Raw genomic sequence first — 16,829 nt, forward strand, 5'->3', positions numbered from 1 at the left:
TGCGCTCCTCTATCTGCCAGGTGCCGGTCGGGACAGCTCATCGCCGGTGACGCCGGGCGGCGGCCCGGATCCGTTGTCCGGCACGTTCGGTCGCGGCGCGTTGGCCGAACCACGCACCTGCAGAGCCGGATTGCTCGTGACGCAGTAGTTGTAGAGCCGGACCCTGGTGTCGACGGTCTTCGTGGTCGGCACCACGGGCACGGTGTCGTAGTCACAGCTCGGCCGCGGCCACGGGTCGACCAGGGTGTGGTAGGCGTTGTCATGGGCCGGAATGCCGATCGCCTCCGAACCCGTGCGCAGCGCCGGGAACAGCGCCGCGATGGCAGGGGCCCGCAGCTTCGCGGCCTTGGTGATCGCGACGAAGTTGGTGACCAGGTTGGTCATCGGATCCTCGGTGTCGCGCACGATGCCGCCGAGGGTGGCCAGCTGGCCGGGCCCGAGGTCGAGGAACTTGCGCACTTCCTGATCCGCGGCGCTCAACTGCTGGAACAGCGCGCTGGAACCGGTGGTCAAGGTGGTCAGGTCCGGCTGCGCGTGGCTGGTCGTCTCGGCGATCACCTGGAGGTTCTCGATGAGTTGCCTGGTCTGCGGCAGTAGGTCGGTCAATCCGGCCATGGCCCGGCTGATACCGGAGATCATGTTGCGCAGCCGATCCGGGCCACCGGCCAGCGCCTTGTCCAGTTCGTCCACGATCACGTTGAGCCGTGCGGGATTCATGCCGCCGATCAACCCGCTCATGCTCGCGAACACCGACTGCATCGTCACCGGCGCCGTCGTCCGTGCGCGCTCGATCACGGAGCCGTCGGTCAGATAGGGGCCACTGTCGGCCTCCGGCCGGAAGTCCAGATACTGCTCACCCGCCGCGGAGAGCCTGCCGACGGCGACCGTGCCACCCACCGGAATCCGTGCGGTCTTGTCGATTTCGGCGATCGCGGCGACACCGTCGCCGGAGATGCGGACATCCTCGACCCGGCCGACGCGGGTACCGCGGAAGGTGACGTCGTTGTTCGGTGCCAGACCGCCGGAGTTCTGCAACTCGACCCGGACCGTGTACGTGCTCGGCAACGGATTGATCCGCAGCACATAGACGCCCAGGTACGACGCGCCGAGCACGAGCACCATGATCAAGCCGATATTGGCCACCGCGATCCGGTGCCGGACCAGCCATCGCCAGATCGGCGGGTTCATCGCCCACCGCCTTGCAGCCGACCGATGACCTTCTCGATCACCTGCGCCAGGCTGCCGATGAAGGCCGGCACATCACCGATCTCGGGTGGCCTGCTGCCCTTCGGGTCGGTCAGCGCACCGACACTGAGATAGGACACGGTGGCCGCGACCGCGAGCACCGGGCCGTCCAGGCTGGCCGAGATCGACGGGTAGATGGCGTGCAGCCCGTCGAGGGCGCCCGCGAGATCGTCACCCATCTTGGTGAAGCCGGACATCAACCGCTGGATACTGTCGAACAAGCTGAGGAAGTCGGGGCCGGTGGTGTCGGTGAAGTCACCGAGCGCGGCCATGGTCACCGAGACCTTGGCGATGAGATCGGCGATGGCCCTGTTGTTTTCGGCAACGAGACCGATCAGCGGCGGGAAGGTGTCCGCGGCGGCACCCAATTCCGCTTTGCGCCTTGCCAACTCACCGGTCAGCGTATTGAGCCCGGTCAGCACGCCATCGATGTCGGCGGTGCGCCGATTGAGTGCGGCGAGCACGTCGGTCATCTCGGTGATCAGATGCGACAGCTCGGGGGCGCGCCCGCCGAACATGGAGTTCATCTCGGCGGTGATCCGCGCCGCCTGGTTGAGCCCGCCGCCGTTGAGCAGCAACGAGACCGACATCATCAGCTGCTCCACCGAGGCACCGGTCGCGGTGTGCTCGGGGGCGATGGTGTCCCCTGGCCGCAGCAGCTCGCCGCCGTCCTGTTTTGCGGGCAGCGTCATCGCGACGTACATGTCGCCCAACGGCGTGGCCTGGCGCAGCTCGGCGGTGGTCCCCCGCGGTAGCTGAATATCCTGGCGGATCTGCATCTCCACGTCCGCGAGAAAGTCCGTGGTGCTGATCGCGGACACCATGCCGATATCGGAGCCACCGACCTTGACATGCGCGTTGGCGGGCAGGTTCAGCGCGTCCCGGAACACCGCGTGCAAGGTGTAGCCGGGACCGCCGATACCCGGCTTCGGCAGCGGCACATTGTCCACCGTCACCGCGCAGCCCGAGGCCGCGCCGACCGCAACGGCGACGCACAGCGTGGCCAGCGCCCGCGTCCTCATTTGGTAAGTCCGAGCAGCGCGGCGGTGAGCCCGAAGTCCGGGCCGAAATCCTGGATCTTGCCGGTCCGGCAACCATCCAGGCGCATCTGCACCCGTTCGCAGAACACCGACAGGGCCTCACCGTCGAGCACCGCCTTGTCCAGCAGGCCGTGCAGGCGCAGCGCCTGATGCTCGCGGCTGGTCGCGTTGGCGAGGTTCTGGAAGAACAGCGGTGTCACATCGGCGATCTCGGTGACCGCCCGCGCGTTGGCCCGCATCTGCCCGGTGAGGGCCGTGAAACGGTTGAGCGCGCCGAGTAATTGCTCGCGGTTGGTGCCCACCACGGTGGAGGTGTTGGTGACGAAGTCGTTGAGCTGGGTCAGCACCGCCTGGAGGCCCGGCGCCTGCTCGCCCATCAGCTGCACCAGCTCGGTGAGCCTGCCGCTGAAGTCCCGCACCGTCTGGTCGTTCTCGGCGATGATCTGGGTGATCTCGTTGAGTTTCACGATGGTGTTGGAGATCTGGTCGCCGTTGGCCAGGCTGACCTCGAACGCCGAGGACATGGCGTCGAGCGTCTCGCGCAGCTTGTCCCCGTTGCCGTCGAGCAGCGGGAAAAGCACCCGGCTCGCCATCGGCCCTGACTCGTTGTCGCCCTGCAACGCTCGACCCAGTTGGTCGAAATTCTCCAGGATCCGATCGAGCTCCACGGGTGTGCGGGTGTGCTCGAGCGGGATGTGCGCGCCGTCGGCCAACACCGGGCCGGTGCCCTCGTAGGCGGGCGCGAGTTCGACGTGCCGGTTGGTGATCAGCTGCGGCGACACCAGCGCCGCGATCGCGTCGGCCGGCACCTTGACGTTCTTGTCGATGGACATGGTCACCTCGACGTAGCTGCCCCTGGCCGTCACCGTGTCGACCCGGCCCACCGGGACCCCGAGGACCGCGACATCGTTGCCCGCGTACAGACCGGCGACGTTCTCGAAGTCGGCGCTGATCCGCAGATGCTCGCCGAGATACTGATCCGGCAGCCCGCTCAGACTGTCCGGCAGCAGCGAGCACCCGGACGCCACCGCGGCGACCCAGCACAGCACCGCGGTTTTCAGGAAAGTACCTATCTTCATCAGTTGCACCCCTGTACCGCACCGGCGAAACACAGCCAGTTGTCCGGGAAGATCCACGGCGCCCACACGTCGCCGTAGGGTCCGTTGCCGAGCGCATTGTTGAACTGCCGCAAGGCAACCGGCATGATCTCGTAGAGCGAGTCGAGGTTTTCCCGGTTCTTTTCCAGGCCCTCGGACATGGTGTTCAGGCTCTGGATCATCGGCCCGAGTTGATCGTTGTTCTCCAGACCCATCTCCTGGAGCAGCCGGGAGAGTTCGGCGACGTTGTCCAGCAACGACTTCAACATGCCCTGTCGCACCGCGACGGCATTGCCGATGGCCTCGCCGCGGGTGAGCAGCAGCAGCACGCTGTTGCGGTTGTCCGACACCAGCTGCGCGACCTGATCCATGCTCTTCAACAGCACATCGACCTCGTCGCGGCGGTCGTTGATCACCTTGGCCAGCGCGCCGATGCTGTTCAACGCCTCGACGGTGAGCTGCGGCGAATCACCCATCTGCCTGGTGAGCAGATCCAGCGACTGGCGCAGCTTGGCCGGATCGATCCGCTCGATCCGCTCGAACGACGACTTGTACACCGGATCACGGATGACCTTGCTGAGGTTGTACGGCACCGACGTGTTCGCCAGCGCAATCCGGTTGCCGGGCAGGCCTTTTCCATTGCCCGGCACCAGCTCGACGTGCAGCTTGCCCAGGATCGTGGTCATCTTGATGGCCGCGTGCGCGTCCGGGCCGAGTCGCAGATCCCGGCGCACCCGCAAGTCGACCAGCACCTTCGCGCCGTCGAGGCGCACCGCGCGCACCGAGCCCACCTCGATGCCGGACACATCCACCGACGCACCCGCCCGCAGCCCGGCCGCCTGGGCGAACTCAGCCTGAATGGTCTTGTCCCCCAACCGTGCCTGGGACAGCACGCTGGAGCCGACCAGCAGCAGCACCACCGAACCCGCCGCGAGCAGCCCGAGCCACAGCAGCCGGTTGCGCGGCATCCTGGCGCGCCCGATCAGCGATCGCGCTCGTGTCATCATCGGCACACCTCCGATTGCGAATCGCCGCCTACCTGTGAGAAGAGTCCCGGCGGCAGCAGCACACCCCACAGCGAGACATCGAGACGGCAGATGTAGGCATTGCCGTAAGCGCCGTAGCTGGTGAATCTGGCGATGCCGTTGAGCAGGCTCGGCAGTTCGACGGCCGCCTGGTCCAGCGAGGCGCCGTTGAGCAGCAGCAGTGCCACACCGCTGGTCGCATCGTCTTGCGCCCGAGCGATATTCGGCTTCACCTGAGCGATCAGCCGCGCCAGCGAGTCGGTCGAGGTGGCCACCTGATCGACCGACCCCTTCAACGACTCGCCTTGCGCGTAGAGCGACTCGACCAGCGAACGCGCTTGAGTGATCAGTGTTTCCAGTTCCCCGCTGCGATGGGCTAGCCCCGCGATGACACTGCTCAGGTTGCCGATCACGTCGCCGAGAATCTGGTCCCGCTGCCCGAAGGTGCCGGCCAGCTCAGCGGCCTGGGTGATCAACGCGCTCAACGAGACATTGTTGCCCTGCAAAGCCTGGATCAGCGTCTCCGACAGCGAATTGATCTGATCCGGCTGCAGCACACTGAACAACGGTTCGAACCCGGACAGCAACGCGGACACATCGAACGACGGCTCGGTGCGCTCGAGCGGTATCGCCGCACCCGCCGCCAGCGGCTGCCCGCCGCCCGGGCCGGGTACCAGCGCGATATAGCGCTGCCCGATCAGGTTCTGGTAGCGCACCATGGCCTTGGTGGTACTGGTCAACCGCTGTCTGCGCTGGATCCGGAACTCGATGCGGGCTCGGTAGTCACCGTCGAAGTCGATCGCGTCCACCCGGCCGACCCGCACCCCCGCCATCCGAATGTCGTCGCCGACCCGCAGGCCGAGCACATCGGAGAACGTCGCGGAGTAGGAGTCGGTGTCGCCGGTGACCGAGCGTTGCAGGGTGGACCAGATCGTGTACGTCAGCACGATCGCTACCACGGCGAAGAGGCTGAAGCCTGCCAGCGCCTTTCCTGATTTCATGATCAGCTACCGCCCTCGTCCGCCGGGATGACCGAGCCGCCTGCCAGCAGCGGCGACAGCAGCAGATACTGCGCCGCGGTCGGCTTACCGCCGACGATCGCCGCGACCGCGTCCAGGCCGCGTAAGCCGTTGGCGCCCGAGGTATTCGGTGCCGGATCCTTCGCCGCGACGGGGGCGGTCAACCCGGGGATCATCGGAATTCCAGGAATGCTCGGCAGCTTGGGTACGACCGGCGCGGGGCCCGCCGCATCCAACCACTGCGGTGCCAGCTGTTCCGGATACTCTTGGGACGGTGCGACTTCCGGCACCGAGCTACCGCCGCAGCGTGGCCCGGCCATGCTGCCGTACCGTGGGCAATCCGCAGCCGTGTACTGCTGAAACGGCGTGAAGGACACGTCCATCTTCCAGACCATCTGGCGACTCGGCCCGAAGCCGAACACCGAGCGCAATTTCCGCAGGGACACATTGAGATTGGCCGCCGTCTGCGGCAGCGCGTCCGAATCCTCGGCCAGGCTGCCGAACAGTTCGCCGACACCGGAGACCACCTCCTTACCCGCATCGGGGTTGCGCGCGAACAGCGAATTCACCGAATCGACCGCCCCGCCCGCGTTGGTGAGCAGCGCGACGAGCTGGTCGCGCCGCTCGGTAAGGGTGCGCGCGGTGGTCACCGACTCCGATAGCACACCAACCAGCTCCGGCGCGGACGTGCTCAGCGCGGTCGCGGCGCGGCCGAGATCACCGAGCAGATTGCCGATCCCCGGGATCGCGTGCACCTCGGTGAGCCAGGTGTCCAGCCGCTCGATGGTGGAGCCGGGTACCCGCGCGGCCGGGTCGAGGGCGTCGGCGAGCGTGGCGAGCACCCGGCCCAGTTTCTCCGGCTGGATGTGATCGAGCACGTCACGCAGCACGCTGAGCGTGGTCTGCAATTGGACGGTGCCCTCGCTGGTGTCCTCGGGAATCTCCGCCCCCGCGCGCAACGTCTCCCTCGTCTGCCCGTTGTCGACCAGCTCGATCGCCGTCACACCGAAGATGTTGTTGGGGATGACCCTGGCCTTGACCGACGCCGGAACCAGCGCCGCCACAGCGGGTTTCAGGTTCAACTCGGCGCGCTGCCGTTCCCCTTTCGCGACGACCTGCACGTCGGCCACCGAGCCGACGATCATGCCGCGGAACTTCACGTCGGCGTTCGCGGGCAACCCGTCACCGGTGCTGGTGAGCACGGCGACCACGCCGACGTTGTCCTCGAAACGGCCGGTGTAGCGCAGTCCGAGCAGGTACAGCAACAGCAGCAGCACCGCGGTGAGCGCGATGCCCGCGAGGGAGAGCTGCCGCGGGCTCGGCCCACGGCCGCTGGGATCGATGATCATCGCGGCCCCTATCCCGAGATCCGGATGCCCGGGTCGATGCCCCAGATCGCCAGCGTGAGAAACAGATTCGCGAAAACCATAACGACGATGACCATCTTGATCGCGCGCCCGGCCGCATGGCCGACGCCCTCCGGACCACCGGTGGCCACATATCCGTAGTAGCACTGCAGAAATGTCGAGATCAGCACGAACACCATCACTTTGAGCACCGAGAAGAAGACGTCGGCGCCGTTGAGGAACTGGAAGAAGTAGTGGTCGTAGGTGCCCGCCGAGGTGCCGCCGAGAAACAGCACCGACAGCTTGGTCATCAGGTACGCGACCGCCAGACCCACGCTGTAGAGCGGGACGATGGTCAAGGTCGCCGCGATCATCCTGGTGGTGATCAGGTACGGGAGCGGACGGATGGCGATGGATTCCAGCGCATCGATCTCCTCGGAGATCCGCATCGCGCCCAACTGCGCGGTGAAACGGCAGCCCGCCTGGATGGCGAAGGCCAGCGTCGCCAGGATCGGCCCGATCTCGCGGGTGGTGGCGAACCCGGAGATGGCACCGGTCAGCGGGTTCATGGTCAGCAGGTTCAGCGCGGTGTAGGACTCCATGCCGACGGTGATCCCGCCGAATCCACACAGGATGATGACGACGCCGACGGTGCCGCCGCCGACGACCAGCGAGCCGTTGCCCCATCCGACGTCCGCGGTGAGCCGCAGCACCTCTTTGCGATAGTGCTTCAGTGTGAACGGAATTGCCGCGACCGCCGCGACGAAAGTGATGGCCTGATGGCCGAGGCGCCGATTGGCGCGCACCGGTCCACGCGCGAACTCGCCGACCACCCGGAACGGCTGCAACGCCGGTGGCGTATAACGCGAGCCCATCTCAGATCACCTTCGCCGGGAACAGCGTGTTGTACACCTGCGTGATGATGATGTTGGTGGCGAACAGCATCAGCGCCGCATTGACCACCGCCGCGTTCACCGAGTTGGCGACGCCGCCGGGCCCGCCCCTGGTGTGCAGGCCGATGTCGCAGGCGATGATCGCGGTGAGCGCGCCGAAGATGGCGGCCTTCAGCAACGCGACGATCATGTCGTTCGCCACGGCGAAGGAGGCGAAGCTGCTGATGAACGAGCCCGGCGTGCCGCCCTGGGCGTACACGTTGAACAGGTAGCCGGTGGCGAAGCCGACGAAGACCACGAATCCGCACAGCAGCATGCTCACCAGCACCGCCGCCGCGAGCCGCGGTGCGACCAGCCTGCGGATCGGATCGACGCCCATCACCTTCATGGCGTCGATCTCCTCCCTGATCGTGCGTGACCCGAGATCGGCGCAGATGGCCGAGCCGACCGCGCCGGCGATCATCAGCGAGGTGACCAGCGGCGCGCCTTGGCGAATGATGCCGAGCCCGCTGACGGCGCCGATGAAGGTGGTCGCGCCGACCTGACTCACCAGGGCGCCGATCTGAATCGAGACCACCACCGCGACCGGTATCGCGACGAACACTGTCGGCGCCGCCGACACGCTCGACATGAACGCACACTGTTTGATGAATTCCTGGAACGGGAATCGGCGGGTGAGCAGTGCGCGGAACATTTCCAGCACGGCGTCGCGGCCCAGTCGCACCTGCCTGCCCAGCGTCTCCAGCGACCGCTGGGGGTGCCGCTGCCACAGACCTCTGAGGTCGTCGACGGCTTGCTCGAGATCGGTACGGCCCGGCGGCCGTTGGATGCTGGTCATCGATGGCCGCCTCTCACGCGGTGCCGCTCAGCTGCCGCTGCAGCAGCACGAGCAGCAAGCCCAGGACGGCGGCACCGGCCACGACGGCGCTCAGCACGACCAACCACAACCCGAACCGCAGCACCGGATTGACCCGCGTGTGCCCCGCGAGCACCTTCACGCCGATCACCATGGCGTCGATCAGCCAGACGAGAATCATCATCAGGTCATGCACACATTCGAGAAGGTGAGCACGGGCCAGCACACGATCGAACCCAGGAACGAGATGACCACGTCGATGCCGTGCATGCCGCGTAGGTGGCTGGTGTGGGTCAGCGTCCAGACCACACCGATCAGGCCGTACGGGATGCCGAGGATGATCAGCGTCCCCAGGAACTCCGAGACCTTCATCTCGTAGCTGAATATCCGATCCAGCCTCTTGAGCATGCGTGTCCTTTCGCGTGCCGGTCGACGCGACCGGCCGCCCACGGCGGGACCCACAAGGGATCCACCGTTGGATCCGTTCCGGACGCCACACGGTCCGGTATGGGGCCGTATGTTACGCACGATTCCGCCAGCAATGGAAGCGTTCGGCGTAGATTCATTGCTGTACGCGCAAGACTTTCCCCCTGCAGTACAACCCGTTGACGCGCAGATCCTGCTCGGCTTAAGTTATCAACAGTTCACAGGTTGTTACGCCACGCGGAGTCGATTCCGGACACGAAAGGACTCCCATGACCGCCGCTCACTCCTCCGACCACGCCGCCCACCCGCTGTCCAAGGAACGCACCCGGATCCAGATCGGCACCACGCACCGGCCGACCACGAAGCGGGCGATCAAACTCTCCGACGCGCTGGACTTCTGGTCCTTCGCCGGCGCCGCGGCCAATGTCGTGATGCAGCTGGCGCGCCCTGGCGTCGGGTACGGCGTCGCGGAGAGCAAGGTCGAGTCCGGCTCGCTGATGCACCATCCGTGGAAGCGGGCGCGCACCACGACGCAGTATCTGGCGGTCGCCATTCTCGGCACCGAAGCGGAGCGCCTCGCCTACCGGGAGGCGGTGAATGTCGCACACCGGCAGGTGCGTTCGGCGCCCGGCGCGCCGGTGAAGTACAACGCCTTCGACCGGAATCTCCAATTGTGGGTCGCCGCTTGCCTGTACATCGGCTTCGAGGACACCTACCAACTGCTGCAAGGCCGGATGAGCGACGAGCAGGCCGAGGCGTTCTACGTGTCGTCCTCGACGCTGGGCACCACCCTGCAGGTGACCGAGGACATGTGGCCCGCGACTCGCGCGGATTTCGACCGGTACTGGAACGAGGCCTGCGAGCAGGTCGCCATCGACGAATACGTGCGCGGCTATCTGACCGATCTACTTGAGCTGCGGATGATCCACTGGTACCTGCGGCTGCCGTTCCGAAATCTGTTGAAGTTCCTCACGATCGGCTTCCTCGCACCGGTCTTCCGCGAACAGCTCCAGGTGCGATGGACGGCCACCGATCAACGGCGCTTCGAGCATCTGTTCGTGTTCGTCGCCTTCGTGAACCGATTCATCCCGCGCTTCCTCCGGCACGGCGGCACCCACGCGTTGCTCGCGGACGTGCGCCGTCGAATCCGCAAGCAGCGCAAGCTCATCTGAGCGAGCACATGACTCCGCCGTCCAGGCGATCAGCCCGGACGGCGGAGACCCCTCGATTCGCACGAACGATTACGGGCAGAGCGCGTGGCCGAGCAGGCCGACCAGGTCCGGCATCGCCTCCGGATCCTTGGTGAACGTGTAGGTCACCGCGCGCCCCTCCGACGTCGCACCGGACCAGCTGACGAAGCCGTAGATACCGCCCGAGTGTCCGGAAAACTCGGCGCCGCAAGGCAAGGTGAGGACACCCAAGCCGAGGCCATAGTGCATCTGAGACTTCGCGTCCATCAGCACGCCGTCGCGCATCTCGCGCAGTTGGGGATCGGGGACCACCCGACCGGCGACCAGCGCCGAATAGAAGCGATTCAAGTCGGCCCCCGTCGAGATCAGCCCCCCGGCCGCCCACGGTACCGACGGTTCGATGCGCGACACGTCGGTCACCTTGCCGTCCACCACCCCATAGCCTTTGGGGTGCGGGCTGCGGATCTCGCGATCGCCCGGCGCGGGCAGATAGGTGTCGGCCAGCCCGTGCGGCTGCAGAATGCGCCGGTTCAGTTCGTCGACATACGTTGCGCCGGTGACTTTTTCGATGAGCATAGCCGCGACGTAGTAGTTGGTGTTGCTGTATTCGTACCGGGTCCCCGGCGCGAAGTCGGCAGGCCGCTGTAGCGCGATCGCCATGCCCTCGGTGGGCGTCATGATGCGGTTCTCCAAAGCCGCGCGATACTCGTCGACGCGCGGATCCGCGGCCACCTCCGGTAGTCCGCTCTGATGACGCAGCACCTGACGCACGGTGATCACCCGCCCGTCGATCCCCTCCCCGCGCAGCAGACCGGGCAGATAGGTGTCCACCGGCTCGTCCAGCCGCACCTTGCCCTCCGCGACGAGCTGCAAAACGATCGCGCTGACAAAGGTTTTCGCGATACTGCCCACCCTGACGTGCTGGGCGGGGTCGGTGGGAATCTTCGCGCCGGTGTCCCTATCGGCGACACCGCTGGTGAGCACCACCGTCTTGCCGTTGTCGGTGACGGTGGCGATCGCCCCGGTAACCCCCGACGCGACAATGCCGTCGATGTCGGCCTGCACGGCGCGAATCTTGTTCTCCGGCACGCCACCGGACGCGGTCTCGGGCTTCGACTCCGAGGTACACCCGGCGAGCAGGGCGACGGCGGAGATGGCGACGATGATCGGTGCACAGCGCATGCCTGAACGCTAAGGATCGGACGGTCACAGCCACATCGGGGACAGACCCCGATATCCCCCTGATCTCACCTCCCCTACAAGGATGAGTCAGCACTTGCGTTGGAGCGCACTCCAACTTTTACAGTCGTCGCATGACCAGCATTCAGCTCTCCACCAGCACCAATGATCGTTACGACCGCGGCATCGCGCTGCTCAGGCAGATCAGCGGCGAGGAGTACCCCGCCGCACTGGACAGCCTGGCCGATATCGCTCCTGATCTGGGCCGCCTCACCGTGGAGTTCGGCTACGGCGACATCCTCTCCCGCCCCGGGCTGACGTTGCGGCAGCGGGAGTTGGCCACGGTCGGCGCGCTGGCCGCGCTGGGCAACGCGGCGCCGCAACTGCGGTTCCACATCGACGGCGCGCTCAATGTCGGCTGCACCCGCACAGAGATCGTCGAGGTCATCATCCACGCCAGCGTCTACGCGGGCTTCCCGGCCGCGCTGAACGGCCTGACCGCCGCCAAGGAGGTGTTCGCCGCGCGGACCGACCTGCCCGCCGAGCGCGCCACCGCCTCGGCCCCGGCCGGCGACCGGTTCGAGCGCGGTTCGGCCGCCCTGACCGCGATCGACGGAGCGGCGGGCGAACAGGTCATCGCCGCGCTGCAAGACATCGCCCCGGACTTCGCCCGCCTCCTGGTCGAGTTCGCGTTCGGCGACATCTACTCCCGCCCCGAACTCGACCTGAAGACCCGCGAACTGGTGACGGTCGCCATGTGCACCGCACTCGGTGTCGCACCGCAACTCGCGGTCCACATCCATGGCCTGCTCAATGTCGGTGGTACCGAAGCGGAGGTCGTCGAGGTGCTGATCCAGATGGTGGGGTATGTCGGTTTCCCGGCCGCGCTCAACGGAATCGCGGTGGCACGCACGGTCTTCGCCGAGCGAAACAGCGATCAGAATTCCGATGTCTGATATCGGCGTTCCCATTGGCCAGTCTACGGAGACGCTCGTACTGTCGACCGTATGGCGAAAATACTGTTCGTACTGACCGGTGCCGACACCTGGACACTTGCCGACGGCACCCCGCACCCCACCGGCTTCTGGGCCGAAGAGTTCGCCGTGCCGTACGAGGCGGCCAAGGCGGCGGGCCACGAGATCGTCGTCGCCACCCCGGGCGGGGTGGTGCCGCCGGTCGACAAGGGGAGCCTGGCGCCCGAGTTCAACGGCGGGCAGGAGGGCGCCGACAAACGAGCCGAGGTGCTCGCGGCGAGTGCGGAGCTGAAACACCCCGTCACGTTGTCCGAGGTAGACCTCGCCGACTATGCCGCGGTCTTCTACCCCGGCGGCCACGGCCCGATGGAGGATCTCGCGGTGAACGCCGAATCGGGCGAACTCCTCACCGCCACCTTGGCATCCGGCAAACCGCTCGCGGTGGTGTGCCACGGCCCCGCCGCGCTGCTCGCCGCCACCGGCGCCGACGGCACCAATCCGTTCGCGGGCTACCGGCTCACCGGCTTCACCAACGCGGAGGAGCGCCAAGGCGGCCTGGCCGACAAGGCCAAGTGGCTGTTGCAGGATCGGCTCGTCGAGCTCGGCGCCGATTTCCGCGAGGGCGAGCCGTGGGCGCCGCAGGTCGTCGTCGACCGTAACCTGATCACCGGGCAGAACCCGGCCTCGTCCGCGGCGGTGGCACAGGAACTGCTGCGGGCGCTCGGCTGAGGTTCCGCTGCTGACCGCACACCGGCTCGCCCGCTCTCGCGCAATTCCCCTTCGGAAGGAACCGAACCCATGAGCACCAACCTGCACGCGCGGCCCGCCGCGGCATCCGGCACCTTCGCGCTCGGCGGTGACCTACCCGTGCACCGGCTCGGCTACGGGGCCATGCAGCTGACCGGCCCCGGCGTCTGGGGTGACCCCAAGGATCCCGACGAGGCGGTCCGGGTGCTGCGCCGAGCCGTGGAGCTCGGCGTCACCTTCATCGACACCGCCGACTCCTACGGCCCGTTCGTCAGCGAACAGCTCATTCGTAAGGCCTTGCACCCCTACGCCGATGACCTGGTGATCGCCACCAAGGGCGGGCTGACCCGGAGCGGCCCTGGCGACTGGCGTCCGGTCGGCAGGCCCGAATATCTGCGCCAGCAGACCGAACTGAGCCTGCGCAACCTGGGCCTGGAGCAGATCGATCTCTATCAGCTGCACCGCATCGACCCGCAGGTGCCGCTGGCCGACCAGCTCGGCGAGCTGGTATTGCTCCAGCAGGAGGGCAAGATTCGCCACATCGGCGTCTCGCAGGTGAGCGTCGACCAGCTGCGGCAAGCCCGCGAGATCGCCACCATCGTCTCGGTGCAGAACCTGTACAACCTGGCCAACCGCGCCGACGAGGATGTGCTCGAGTACGCCGAGCAGGAGAACATCGCGTTCATCCCCTGGTTCCCCATCGCCACCGGCGAACTCGCCAGGCCGGGTGGCCCGCTCGACGCGATCGCCGAGGACCACGGCTCGACCCCCGCCCAGCTCGCGCTCGCCTGGCTGCTGCGCCGCTCGCCGGTGGTGCTGCCGATTCCGGGCACCTCCAGCATCGCGCACCTCGAGGAGAACACCGACGCCGCGCGCATCACGCTGACCGACAAGGAGTTCGAGGCGCTGTCCGCGGCCGCCTGAACTCACCCCGACACCAAGGCGGGCCCGGCTTCGGCCGGGCCCGCCTTGCTTCACCTCTCGGCCGCCCTGCGGAAACAGCGGGCCGAGGCGGCGAGGTATTGGCGACAGTGGGCGCCGTGGCCGCCGTGCACGGTGCGGATGAACAGCGCTCGTTCGTAGCTGAGGCCCACCGGATCCTGTGCGCAGTCGCGACTCTGCACCAGCCACAATTCCCGCACATCCGAGGGCAATACGTCCATAGTTCACCTCTGCGTAAACGTCAGTGCACCCGGCACCGAAAGGCGCCCCCGGAATCGCGCGCGACACGGATGGATCGGGCCGTGTCGGGACCGTGCGTCGGATTCTGGAATGCCGGCGCCCTGGTACGGGTTTGGGCAGAACCCCGGCGCCGGGTGCTGATTCAGCGTGCATGTTGCGATTCGGTGGATAACAGTCCCGAATGCGGTAAATGCGGGTAGTTTCCGTTTGTATCAGCCTGGTGCGAGGAAGCGGGACCTATGGTTGAGATCGACTGGACGGGCGAGGATGTCCGTGCGCTTCGCGCCGCGATGCGGCGAAGTCGGTACGAATTCGCGCGTCTGGTGGGCGTCACCCCGCGCACCGTGGTCTTGTGGGAAAACGGCCGGACAACCCGGATGCATGCCGCAAGCCAACGTCTGCTCGACCGGGTCGTGTCAGAAGCCGATCCGGTCGTCGTCGCACGATTCGAGCGGGCCGTCACCGCGGGCCGGGGGGCCGGCTTCGACAGCGAAGCCGCCGACTCGGCGCCCGATACGGAAACCCAGCTCGGTAGGGACATCGGGCTCGACAAGGAAGTCGAGGATGACGACGTGAGAAGGCGAGAGTTATTGGCCTGCATCGGGGTCGGCCTGACCGGCAAGGCCGCCGACCTGGTCGCGGCCGAGCCGGAGAAAATGCTGGCCACCCTGGACGCCGGATCGATCAGCGAACGACGGCTCGGACTGCTGGAGCAGTCGGCCGAGGCGCTCGGCAAACGAGTGGTTCAGGTGCCGCCGCACGAGCTGCTACACACCACCCTCGAGCAATTCCGTACCGTCCGTGGCACTCTCGCGCAGCGCCAGGCCACCCACCATCAGGTCCGGCTGGTGCGCACCGCGGGCAGGCTGGCCAACGTCGTCGGCGAAATCCTGTTCAACGAAGGACATTTCGGACAAGCGCGACTCTGGTACGGCACCGCGATCCACGCCGCGCAGGACATCGGTGATCGTTATTCCGAGGATATCGCGCTGGCCGGTCTCGCATATTTACCGACCTATAGTGACAAGCCGAAGGAAGTCTTGAACTTGCTCGGCGGACGTCTCGAAGAAAATCCGGCACACGGCCCGGCGGCCGCCTGGCTGTGGGGAATGGCGGCCCGCGCCCACGCCAGCCTGGGAAATGCCGTCCAGTTTGTCCGGTGTATCGAGAAATCCGGCCGCGCATTGGAAAATGTTGGCCAAGAGGAGCTTACGGTCGGCATCTTTTCTTACCGCCCGGAAAAGCTGGCCTTCTATCAGGCGATCGGCTACTCCAATCTCGGCCGTGCCACCGAAACCGCAAAGGCCGCGGCTCATGCACTCGCCCTGTACGACCCGCAGGAAACAATGGAGCCCGCCCTCGTGCGGTTCGAACATGCCACCGCGTTGCTGAGCGCGGGCGAGATCGACGAGGCGTGTTCCGTTGCGACACAAGCGATCACCAGTAACAACACCTATATCGGGCTGACCGTCACCAAGCGGGCCGGGAAGTTCGACGCGGCACTCAACGGCTTTCGCGGGCGCGCGGTCGCCGAGTGGCGCCAGCAGGCCCGCTCGATCATCGAGTCGGCTCACACGAAGGCATAGCCGACCGTCGTTCGACGCCCGCTCACCATTCGATTCGCTTATCGGTGCGGACCGCTGCCGGGCGCCGGTGCGGCGCTAGGACTTCGCGGCGTCCTGCGGGCGGCGGCGGTGCATGATCGCATCCAGCCAGCCGCTGATCTGTTGCGTCTGCGCGGGAGTCGGTCGCCCGGCCTCCCAGCGGTGGGCCGCTTCGATCAACGTCTCCGGCAGACTGGGGGTGGACCGTTGATTCGTCATACGTCCATGATGCACTGGGGCGCAGCGAAGTACGAGCAGGGGGCGGGGCGCGCCGGTCTGCAGGGGGGATGTTGACCGGCGCTCCCCGCCTATACGGGTGGTTTCGGGGTTCGGTGGGAGCTCAGGAACTTTCGGTGGCGGAGGCCTCGATGAGTGATTTGGGACGCATATCGAGCCAGTGTGTTTCGACGTAGTGCAGACAGGCTTTACGGGCGGCGGCCCCGTAAGCGATGGTCCAGCCGCCGGGGACGGCCGCGAAGATCGGCCAGAGCGAGTGCTCGCCGTCGGCGTTGATCAGCACGTAGAACTGGGCGCCATCGTCGTCGAAAGGGTTGTTCATCGGGTTTCCTTTTTCCTGGTTGGGTCAGGTTTGGGGGGTCTGTGCGGTGCCGATACACCGAAGTGGGCCTGCGGTTCGGTCGCATCGCGCCGCGTGCGGCCGCAGCGGTCGACGGCGTTCCACCCGGCAGCGCACGGCGCCGGCGGCGGGTAACGCGAAATATGGTGTGGCCGAACTCACGACGGCGGGGGCGGCGCAAGGCTTCGGCGGCGACCCCGACGGCGGATGCGCCGTGCGGATCGGAGGTGGGGCGGGCACTGTGCGCCGGAATCCCCGTCGGTGCCGGACCTTCCCTGTGTCCGGCACCGACGAAGTCTGTAGTGACCGGTCGGCCGTCGATGATCGCGAGCTGCGGATCGAACTCGGTCACGCCCTCCACCAGGGTACTGGCGCACACCGACAAGTCGGGCGATTCGACACCGATTGCCGGAATTCGGGCGGGGCGAG

Annotated in this window: 19 protein-coding genes; 5 read left to right on the forward strand and 14 right to left on the reverse strand. The window is 66.7% G+C overall.

The annotated features are described in order from the left end of the window. Positions 1 to 9: 9 nt before the first annotated feature. Genes ACIHA7_RS04950 through ACIHA7_RS04995 form a run of 10 tightly spaced genes read right to left on the reverse strand, consistent with a single transcriptional unit; the run spans position 10 to position 8,929 of the window. Positions 10 to 1,188, reverse strand: coding sequence for an MCE family protein (locus tag ACIHA7_RS04950; protein WP_397285638.1), 1,179 nt, complete (start codon positions 1,186 to 1,188; stop codon positions 10 to 12). Further along, the gene (locus tag ACIHA7_RS04955) at positions 1,185 to 2,267 is read right to left on the reverse strand and encodes an MCE family protein (protein WP_397285640.1); all 1,083 of its coding nucleotides are present in this window, start codon (positions 2,265 to 2,267) and stop codon (positions 1,185 to 1,187) included. Before ACIHA7_RS04955 ends, ACIHA7_RS04950 begins: the two co-directional genes overlap by 4 nt. Then, positions 2,264 to 3,364: an MCE family protein gene (locus tag ACIHA7_RS04960; protein WP_397285642.1), complete on the reverse strand. Its 1,101-nt coding sequence runs from the start codon at positions 3,362 to 3,364 to the stop codon at positions 2,264 to 2,266. The genes ACIHA7_RS04955 and ACIHA7_RS04960 overlap by 4 nt, the downstream gene beginning before the upstream one ends. Then, positions 3,364 to 4,389, reverse strand: coding sequence for an MCE family protein (locus ACIHA7_RS04965; RefSeq protein ID WP_397285644.1), 1,026 nt, complete (start codon positions 4,387 to 4,389; stop codon positions 3,364 to 3,366). The genes ACIHA7_RS04960 and ACIHA7_RS04965 overlap by 1 nt, the downstream gene beginning before the upstream one ends. After that, positions 4,386 to 5,408, reverse strand: coding sequence for an MCE family protein (locus ACIHA7_RS04970; protein WP_397285646.1), 1,023 nt, complete (start codon positions 5,406 to 5,408; stop codon positions 4,386 to 4,388). The genes ACIHA7_RS04965 and ACIHA7_RS04970 overlap by 4 nt, the downstream gene beginning before the upstream one ends. A 2-nt stretch (positions 5,409 to 5,410) precedes the next feature. Further along, positions 5,411 to 6,775, reverse strand: a complete 1,365-nt coding sequence (locus tag ACIHA7_RS04975; protein WP_397285648.1) for an MCE family protein — start codon at positions 6,773 to 6,775, stop codon at positions 5,411 to 5,413. A gap of 8 nt (positions 6,776 to 6,783) precedes the next feature. Continuing rightward, positions 6,784 to 7,647, reverse strand: a complete 864-nt coding sequence (locus ACIHA7_RS04980) for an ABC transporter permease (RefSeq protein WP_397285650.1) — start codon at positions 7,645 to 7,647, stop codon at positions 6,784 to 6,786. 1 nt (position 7,648) lies between these two features. Then, complete coding sequence (locus ACIHA7_RS04985; protein ID WP_397285652.1) at positions 7,649 to 8,503, reverse strand: MlaE family ABC transporter permease; 855 nt, start codon at positions 8,501 to 8,503, stop codon at positions 7,649 to 7,651. Between the two features lie 13 nt (positions 8,504 to 8,516). Then, entirely contained in the window at positions 8,517 to 8,705 is a 189-nt protein-coding gene (locus tag ACIHA7_RS04990; RefSeq protein WP_397285654.1) for a hypothetical protein, read from the reverse strand. Further along, entirely contained in the window at positions 8,705 to 8,929 is a 225-nt protein-coding gene (locus ACIHA7_RS04995) for a hypothetical protein (protein ID WP_397285656.1), read from the reverse strand. The genes ACIHA7_RS04990 and ACIHA7_RS04995 overlap by 1 nt, the downstream gene beginning before the upstream one ends. Positions 8,930 to 9,216: 287 nt before the next feature. On the opposite strand from ACIHA7_RS04995, the gene ACIHA7_RS05000 reads away from it, so the two are divergent. Continuing rightward, entirely contained in the window at positions 9,217 to 10,119 is a 903-nt protein-coding gene (locus tag ACIHA7_RS05000; RefSeq protein ID WP_397285658.1) for an oxygenase MpaB family protein, read from the forward strand. A 69-nt stretch (positions 10,120 to 10,188) separates the two neighbouring features. Here ACIHA7_RS05000 and ACIHA7_RS05005 read toward each other — a convergent pair whose 3' ends face one another. Next, positions 10,189 to 11,319: a serine hydrolase domain-containing protein gene (locus tag ACIHA7_RS05005; RefSeq protein WP_397285660.1), complete on the reverse strand. Its 1,131-nt coding sequence runs from the start codon at positions 11,317 to 11,319 to the stop codon at positions 10,189 to 10,191. Positions 11,320 to 11,450: 131 nt separating this feature from the next. On the opposite strand from ACIHA7_RS05005, the gene ACIHA7_RS05010 reads away from it, so the two are divergent. The 3 genes from ACIHA7_RS05010 to ACIHA7_RS05020 all read left to right on the forward strand — a co-directional run bounded on the left by ACIHA7_RS05010 (position 11,451) and on the right by ACIHA7_RS05020 (position 13,961). Next, positions 11,451 to 12,272 (forward strand): carboxymuconolactone decarboxylase family protein, encoded by an 822-nt coding sequence (locus tag ACIHA7_RS05010; protein WP_397285662.1) that lies wholly within the window; start codon positions 11,451 to 11,453, stop codon positions 12,270 to 12,272. A gap of 51 nt (positions 12,273 to 12,323) precedes the next feature. Continuing rightward, on the forward strand, positions 12,324 to 13,019 hold the full coding sequence (locus tag ACIHA7_RS05015; RefSeq protein ID WP_397285663.1) for a type 1 glutamine amidotransferase domain-containing protein: 696 nt from the start codon (positions 12,324 to 12,326) through the stop codon (positions 13,017 to 13,019). A gap of 69 nt (positions 13,020 to 13,088) precedes the next feature. Beyond that, on the forward strand, positions 13,089 to 13,961 hold the full coding sequence (locus tag ACIHA7_RS05020) for an aldo/keto reductase (RefSeq protein WP_397285665.1): 873 nt from the start codon (positions 13,089 to 13,091) through the stop codon (positions 13,959 to 13,961). A gap of 50 nt (positions 13,962 to 14,011) precedes the next feature. Here the strand turns inward: ACIHA7_RS05020 and ACIHA7_RS05025 are convergent, their stop codons facing one another. Next, positions 14,012 to 14,200: a hypothetical protein gene (locus tag ACIHA7_RS05025; RefSeq protein ID WP_397285667.1), complete on the reverse strand. Its 189-nt coding sequence runs from the start codon at positions 14,198 to 14,200 to the stop codon at positions 14,012 to 14,014. Between the two features lie 258 nt (positions 14,201 to 14,458). Here ACIHA7_RS05025 and ACIHA7_RS05030 point away from each other — a divergent pair, with 258 nt between their 5' ends. After that, entirely contained in the window at positions 14,459 to 15,805 is a 1,347-nt protein-coding gene (locus ACIHA7_RS05030; RefSeq protein ID WP_397285669.1) for a helix-turn-helix domain-containing protein, read from the forward strand. 75 nt (positions 15,806 to 15,880) lie between these two features. On the opposite strand, the gene ACIHA7_RS05035 is transcribed toward ACIHA7_RS05030, so the two are convergent. Beyond that, positions 15,881 to 16,042, reverse strand: a complete 162-nt coding sequence (locus ACIHA7_RS05035) for a hypothetical protein (RefSeq protein WP_397285671.1) — start codon at positions 16,040 to 16,042, stop codon at positions 15,881 to 15,883. A gap of 121 nt (positions 16,043 to 16,163) precedes the next feature. Then, positions 16,164 to 16,382, reverse strand: coding sequence for an MbtH family protein (locus tag ACIHA7_RS05040; protein WP_397285673.1), 219 nt, complete (start codon positions 16,380 to 16,382; stop codon positions 16,164 to 16,166). Between the last annotated feature and the right edge of the window lie 447 nt (positions 16,383 to 16,829).

This window comes from Nocardia sp. NPDC052316 (assembly GCF_044547795.1).
Classification (GTDB): Bacteria; Actinomycetota; Actinomycetes; order Mycobacteriales; family Mycobacteriaceae; genus Nocardia.

Bases quoted from the DNA above. Each gene is read 5' to 3' on its own strand.
- ACIHA7_RS04950 (WP_397285638.1), bottom strand. From the start codon at position 1,188: ATGAACCCGCCGATCTGGCGATGGCTGGTCCGGCACCGGATCGCGGTG.
- ACIHA7_RS04955 (WP_397285640.1), bottom strand. From the start codon at position 2,267: ATGAGGACGCGGGCGCTGGCCACGCTGTGCGTCGCCGTTGCGGTCGGC.
- ACIHA7_RS04960 (WP_397285642.1), bottom strand. From the start codon at position 3,364: ATGAAGATAGGTACTTTCCTGAAAACCGCGGTGCTGTGCTGGGTCGCC.
- ACIHA7_RS04965 (WP_397285644.1), bottom strand. From the start codon at position 4,389: ATGATGACACGAGCGCGATCGCTGATCGGGCGCGCCAGGATGCCGCGC.
- ACIHA7_RS04970 (WP_397285646.1), bottom strand. From the start codon at position 5,408: ATGAAATCAGGAAAGGCGCTGGCAGGCTTCAGCCTCTTCGCCGTGGTA.
- ACIHA7_RS04975 (WP_397285648.1), bottom strand. From the start codon at position 6,775: ATGATCATCGATCCCAGCGGCCGTGGGCCGAGCCCGCGGCAGCTCTCC.
- ACIHA7_RS04980 (WP_397285650.1), bottom strand. From the start codon at position 7,647: ATGGGCTCGCGTTATACGCCACCGGCGTTGCAGCCGTTCCGGGTGGTC.
- ACIHA7_RS04985 (WP_397285652.1), bottom strand. From the start codon at position 8,503: ATGACCAGCATCCAACGGCCGCCGGGCCGTACCGATCTCGAGCAAGCC.
- ACIHA7_RS04990 (WP_397285654.1), bottom strand. From the start codon at position 8,705: ATGATGATTCTCGTCTGGCTGATCGACGCCATGGTGATCGGCGTGAAG.
- ACIHA7_RS04995 (WP_397285656.1), bottom strand. From the start codon at position 8,929: ATGCTCAAGAGGCTGGATCGGATATTCAGCTACGAGATGAAGGTCTCG.
- ACIHA7_RS05000 (WP_397285658.1), top strand. From the start codon at position 9,217: ATGACCGCCGCTCACTCCTCCGACCACGCCGCCCACCCGCTGTCCAAG.
- ACIHA7_RS05005 (WP_397285660.1), bottom strand. From the start codon at position 11,319: ATGCGCTGTGCACCGATCATCGTCGCCATCTCCGCCGTCGCCCTGCTC.
- ACIHA7_RS05010 (WP_397285662.1), top strand. From the start codon at position 11,451: ATGACCAGCATTCAGCTCTCCACCAGCACCAATGATCGTTACGACCGC.
- ACIHA7_RS05015 (WP_397285663.1), top strand. From the start codon at position 12,324: ATGGCGAAAATACTGTTCGTACTGACCGGTGCCGACACCTGGACACTT.
- ACIHA7_RS05020 (WP_397285665.1), top strand. From the start codon at position 13,089: ATGAGCACCAACCTGCACGCGCGGCCCGCCGCGGCATCCGGCACCTTC.
- ACIHA7_RS05025 (WP_397285667.1), bottom strand. From the start codon at position 14,200: ATGGACGTATTGCCCTCGGATGTGCGGGAATTGTGGCTGGTGCAGAGT.
- ACIHA7_RS05030 (WP_397285669.1), top strand. From the start codon at position 14,459: ATGGTTGAGATCGACTGGACGGGCGAGGATGTCCGTGCGCTTCGCGCC.
- ACIHA7_RS05035 (WP_397285671.1), bottom strand. From the start codon at position 16,042: ATGACGAATCAACGGTCCACCCCCAGTCTGCCGGAGACGTTGATCGAA.
- ACIHA7_RS05040 (WP_397285673.1), bottom strand. From the start codon at position 16,382: ATGAACAACCCTTTCGACGACGATGGCGCCCAGTTCTACGTGCTGATC.